The 5,818-nt window shown below is 61.6% G+C and carries 5 protein-coding genes; 4 read left to right on the top strand and 1 reads right to left on the bottom strand.

From position 1 onward, the window contains the following. Nucleotides 1–177 precede the first annotated feature (177 nt). On the bottom strand, nt 178–312 hold the full coding sequence (locus Q9Q40_14530) for a hypothetical protein (protein MDQ7008435.1): 135 nt from the start codon (nt 310–312) through the stop codon (nt 178–180). Between the two features lie 288 nt (nt 313–600). Between Q9Q40_14530 and Q9Q40_14525 the strand changes: the two genes are divergently transcribed. The 4 genes from Q9Q40_14525 to Q9Q40_14510 form a co-directional block, all read left to right on the top strand. Then, entirely contained in the window at nt 601–1,377 is a 777-nt protein-coding gene (locus Q9Q40_14525) for a hypothetical protein (protein MDQ7008434.1), read from the top strand. A 158-nt stretch (nt 1,378–1,535) separates the two neighbouring features. After that, nucleotides 1,536–2,390 carry a hypothetical protein gene (locus tag Q9Q40_14520; GenBank protein ID MDQ7008433.1) on the top strand — a complete coding sequence of 285 codons (855 nt, stop codon included), beginning with the start codon at nt 1,536–1,538 and terminating at the stop codon, nt 2,388–2,390. 2 nt (nt 2,391–2,392) lie between these two features. Continuing rightward, a complete protein-coding gene (locus Q9Q40_14515) occupies nt 2,393–3,964 on the top strand; it encodes a hypothetical protein (protein ID MDQ7008432.1) in 1,572 nt (523 codons plus the stop codon). Between the two features lie 667 nt (nt 3,965–4,631). Continuing rightward, nucleotides 4,632–5,818 (top strand): hypothetical protein (locus Q9Q40_14510; protein MDQ7008431.1); only part of this gene is annotated, 1,187 nt, incomplete at its 3' end.

Here is a 5,818-nt window from a genome sequence, read left to right as displayed (position 1 = left end):
GCCGCCGCAACACCAGCAGCCACCGCAGAATCAGCCGCCTCAGCAACAGAACCAGCCGCCACCGCAGGATCAGCCACCGTTCCAACGGCCCCCGCAGACGCGAGATCAGCAGTCGTCGCAGAACCAAGTGCCTCAGGACCGGCCGCCGCAGCAGAATCAGCCGCCGCCGCAGCAGAACTACCAGGACCCCCGCCGTTTCAGCAGCCGTCGCAACAGCACGGGTACTTCGGACCGCAGCCGCAGATGAGCCGGCAGCAGCAGCAGCAGCAGCAGCGCAACCCAGGCCAGCAGCAGCGTGCGTACTACGACCAAGGATGGCAGCAACGACCGCGATACGACGGAACACACGCGTCGGCAGCGTCAGCCCCGTTCCAGCAACGGGGGGCCGAACAACGGCACATGCAGGCGCCGTTCGCACCAGCGCCACGAGGACCGTTTGGAAACCGACCGTTCGACGACGACCAGTATGGACCGCCGCAGTCGCAAGGATGGTCGCAAGGATACGCCCCGTACACCAACAGTGGCTCGCCCGCACGCAGCTTGGAGGTGCAGGTACGCCCCGATGACCCGACGTCCGTGTGCAAGCACTGGATCAACGTGATGTACGGCGACGCCAACCTCGACAACCACGAGAAACCGCACCGGCTCATCTTCGCGGGACCGTTGAAGCACGCGGCGGAAGCGCTCCGCGCCATGTGGCGAGAAGACGCGCTGCGGCTAACGGGGGCGCACGATACCAACGTGATCGTCGATGGAGCGCTCGAGGGCATCAAGGACAGCGCAATCACGATGGTCCGCGCTGTGACGCGCATTGCGTACAACCCCAACAACCTGTTCGGAACATGGGACGACACGTTGACGGACATCATGGGGTTCATGCAGATGGCAATGACGGACGTGATCGAAGGCAGCCCGACGGTCCCAGCGGATTGGACCGAGTTCCACCGCGCGACAGAAGCGTACGCCCACAAGATCAGTCTGTTCCTGTGCTCATGTCTTGAGCAGACGCAGTCGGGTTACTTGAACCCACAGATGACGGCCGCATTCAACGACATGATGTCCAAATACCGGAAGTGCCTGCACCGATACAACATCGCAGACATCGTGCAGAAGGTCAAGCCGAGCGGGGCTCGGGGGGGTGGTGGCGGTGGCGGTCGAGCTGGGACCCGGCCACCGCGGGGCCACCAGCAGGATCGAGACCAACGGGACGACAAGAAGCAGCCGACGCAGCAACCGGAACGGTCCCGTTCACCGTCCGAGAACGGCAGCGACAGCGACTCGAACAGCAAGCGTCGACGTGGCAAAGCCGGCAGTGGGACACGCAGCACACGCAGCCGCAGCAACACGCGGGGAGGGGGAGGCCTCCGGCCGCTGTGACCTTTCGGCAGCGGGCCCAGGTGCGCCCGATCCCAAAAGCACCAACGTTGTGGAGACAACAGAGATGGCGTCAATGCCGGACGACGTCCGCGCCCGCGTCACCTTCGCACCGCACACCGTGTTTCGACACACGTCCCGGCGAGGGCTTGGAGCGTGGCATGAGTGGCAGCGACGACGAGGAGCGAAGCGACGGAAGCGATTCGTCACAAGCAACGCCCGCGCAGCAACACTTTGGGGTTACGCGAGGCACGGGGCGCCGCCGGGACCGGCTGTTTGCGGACTTCATGGGGCAAACCAAGACGGACGCAGTGACGGCGATGGCGTTGCGGCAGTGGGGCCAGAAGTGGAATGTCGGCACAAGGCACAGCTACTTGGTGACGCTGATAGCGGAACTGAGACGCAGAAATGTCAAGATGCAGGGCGACGTCAAGGGAGTGGCACGAGCGGCGAAGATCGCACTGGTGGCTCACAAGCCGCTGAAAGCGGTACCGTTGACGACGGAGGACGTCGAACGGGCAATGCATCGGACCGACGATCTGATGATTGCAACAGTCATCATCCTCATGTGGAAGACCGCAGCACGGCTCACGAGCATCACGCAGCTGAGGGTCGACGACGTCGAGACGGACGGCGAAACGGTGCGGATGACGTTTCGGGCGGGAAAGACGATCATCAGCACAGGCGCGTACACGCTGTGGGCGCGCGTGGAGCACGAGAGGGTGCACGAGTGGATTCGACAACGGCAGACGGAGTGCCGGTACGGCGACATGATGTTCACCAAGACGGCGGAACAGTTGTACCGTCCGATCACGAAAGTGATAGGAGCACCGTTCGCGATCCGGTCGTTCCGAAGGGGAGCGTTGATGACGCTTGCGGAGATGGACGTGGAACCGGCCGACATCCGGCTCATCTCACGACACACGGCGGACAAGGGCCTCTATGGGTACCTGGACTCGGGAGCCGCAAGCCGGTACGAGCAGAACCGAATCCTCCATCTGACGGACCAACTCTGAGCTTGGACGACTTGTTGCTGCCAGACACGCGCACGTACGTGGGCAAACGCAACACGACCCCATGGAAAGCGCCAGAGAACAAAGACGCGCCAGTGTACGCACCGAAGGTGCTCCCACTGGACGTCGAGGCCATCATCACCGTAGCGGTGAACAGGATGGGCGAAGCGGACACCACAGTCACGCAGCTGCGCGCGGTGCGACAGTGGTTGAACGACCCGACGCTGCACAAGGTCGCGAGCGTACACGTCGGTGAAAGTGAGGTCAAGGACGAGCAGTTGAGCGTCATCCGCGAAGCAGGGCTTTTGCGAGAAGTCGCACCACGAGCAGCGACGACGAAGCTGCGGTTCACATGCGAGGTCAAGAAAGGCGCTCCACGGAACCGCACGTTGATGCACACACACGCCGGCAACGATGCGGCACATGTGTTCCATCCAAGCATGATGAGGGTTAACTCTATGAACACGCTCAAACGTATGGCACGACGCAACAAAGTCGGTGCAACACGTGACTTCAAGAGTTTCTACCACCAACTCAGGATGAGTGAAGCAGTCGGCGAGAAGTACGTGGTCAAGGTGGGCGACAAGTACTACGCGCTGACGAGAGCGGCGATGGGCCACAAGTCGAGCGCGCCAGCGGCTCACTCGATCACAAGGGCGCTAGCGATCATGGCGGCCCGCGGCGAAGCCGAATGGGATGTGATTATCGACGATGTCGCATTCTTTGCCAAAGATGAACCAACGCTCCAGCGAGTGCTGGCACGATTCGACGAGTTGTGCGCAACGGCGAGCGTGACAGTGGGTACCGCCACGCCGCCATCGACGCAGGTCGAGCACCGCGGTATCGTGATGGATATGGTCGCACATACAGTGCGTATCCGCGAGTCAACCGTGACGCGCATCAAGTCACGGGTCGAGTGGTACAAAGCAGCACCAACGATCGCGCGAGCCAAGTCACTGGCAGGCGCGGCGATCGCAGCGGGGCAGGTTGTCCAGATACCGGTACGAGCGATCATGCGCAGCGTCGCCCAGTACGTCAACACGGGCGTACCGGCGGACTTTTCAGCGCTGCACCAACTTGCCGACCAGACGGTACCGAATGCACCTGACAAGCACGATCCAGTGCCGTTCGTTGGGACGATCGTTGCAGATGCAACATTGACGTCGTACGGCGGCGTGTACGTAGACCCGTACGGGCAGGTATGGACGGCGAGCGGCACGTTCGCACCAGGGCAGTTCACCAGTGTGGCGGAGGCGGAGGCCGCGGCCACGATCTACACTGCACGATTATTGCCACAGCGACGCATGTGGTCGAAGGTAGACATCTTCACGGACAACATGGTATGGTACGCGACGCAGCAGCGACGGTGGGCCAAGTCGGACACCATGGAGCCGTATCGCGTGGCGATGGCCGAACTGTTGGCCAGCAAGCGCATCACGGCGGATTGCTTCTGGGTCGCGTCGGCAGACAACCCGACCGATGGCATCAGCCGCCAGCGCACGTGGCTCGAAGACGATACGACGAAGCTTAAGGAGCTACTCCTGGCGCAACGAGCCAGCAACGCTTGTGCGGGTTAGGCACGACAAGACACCAACAACACACAAAAAGACACGACAACACACGACACAAACACACAAACGACATGAGGGTGGGAGGTGGCGGCGCCACGTGTTTACATGGCACTGGTCACAAACCACTCGTCAGTCGACCTCCCGGCTCGCAAGAGCACTCAACAGGTCTCAACACCGAAACATCCCGGTCTCGTATCAAGCCTTGTAGGTGAGGATCAAACTATTGACCTTCGGTCTCTTATCTGATCCGATCCGTTCACCAAGGCTTGCCACATCACTTCACGCATCTGCATCGCATCTGGTTCAACCTCTGTTCATACGCATCCGCATTGCATCTGGTACACACGCACTTGCGTTACGTTATCAAACACTTCTTTTGATTAGACACCTCGGCCCAAAGGTAGGGCACGGGTCCGGATTCCTTGCGATTGATCACCGCAGGCGTTTCCTTCCCCGTGCTATGTCGCAACGCATGCAAACGCGACAGTCGTCGCGGAACGCCGCTGCGGCCAACGAAGATGACGACAACGGGTACTCCGGCGTAGTGACGTTGTACACGGATGAGCGCAACACACTTGTTGGCGCATCGCAAGAGCAATTGCTCCAGCAGTACCGGGACGCAGTCGCGTTCGGGAACACAGCGATCGCGCGATGGCGCGACCAAGGCGAGCCGATGAGCAACGAAGAGCAACTGACGGTGCTTCGCCTGATGGCACACTCGGCAGGCGACGTCGCGTTTCGTTCGGACGTGAACGCCGACATGCAGTCGGCCATGGCGGAACTCGCGGCACAGGCGTCGACGTACGTCGACGGCCAAGTCGGAGAAGCGATCCGCGAGCTCGCGGAAGAGACGCTGGCAGTCATCAACCTCAACGACGGCATGAACCGCGACATCATCAACCACGCGCTGGTAGAAGTGCGCGGGCGCGATGAGCAAGTCCACGCACGTATCGGACAGCTTACGCAGGAGATGAACGCCCAGTTCAACGACCAGGGCATGGCCTTCATGAACGCCATGCAGCAGCGCGTGCAACAGACCGAGATCGGTGTTGTGCAGCGGCTCGCCAAACTGCAGTCGAACATGCAGGAGCAGAACGTGGCGATGTACGCACGCTGCAACGAGATGTTTGAGTCACGCATGAAGCAGGTGAACGCAGGGCGAGATGCCGCACAGTTCACACGATTGGTCCGCATGGAGCAGGAACACTTTGCGAACCTCGCGAACACGGAAGAACGCGTGCTCGGCCAAGCGACGGAGATCGGCGACGCGGTCCACTCGGCGGCCCAGGCGTCGGCCGGACAACTCCGGAACCAGCAAGGCAAGCTGCACCAACGCATGCGCGACATCGACACGAAAGTCGACGCCGTCGTGGGCGACATCGACAGCATCACAGCGCAGTGCCGGAACTACGATGTCGACATGAAGGACATCCGCCAGCGCATCGAGGGCGTCACGGCCGACATGCGCGGACTGCGCAACAAGTTCGAGGACATGAGTCGATCTGTCGCGCTATCGGCTTCGGCCAAGGAGGTCGACAATGTGCGCCGCGAACTCGACGGGTTGGCACAACGCACCCACCGAGCCGTCACGGGATTCGACGGTATCGTGACACGCGTGGCTACGATGGAGAAGGACGCCCATCTGCACAAGGACAACGCCGACGCAGCCGCACGTTTGCGGAAGTCGATTGACCGCGTGGAACAAGAGGTCAAGACCGCGTTATCGCAATCACGGCAAGAGTCATTGGCAGCGACAACGAGCGCGAGCAACGCTCAGCAGGCCGCAACGGCGGCGACTGCAGCAGCAACGGCAGCGACATCGGCCGCTACGGCCGCTACGGCAGCAGCGACAGCAGCATC

The organism is Acidobacteriota bacterium (genome assembly GCA_030949985.1).
Lineage (GTDB): Bacteria > Acidobacteriota > Polarisedimenticolia > J045 > J045 > JALTMS01.
Note: the sequence above shows the minus strand (reverse complement) of the source record. Positions and strands in the feature narration are given on the sequence as shown.

Bases quoted from the DNA above. Each gene is read 5' to 3' on its own strand.
- Q9Q40_14525 (MDQ7008434.1), top strand. From the start codon at position 601: ATGTACGGCGACGCCAACCTCGACAACCACGAGAAACCGCACCGGCTC.
- Q9Q40_14520 (MDQ7008433.1), top strand. From the start codon at position 1,536: ATGAGTGGCAGCGACGACGAGGAGCGAAGCGACGGAAGCGATTCGTCA.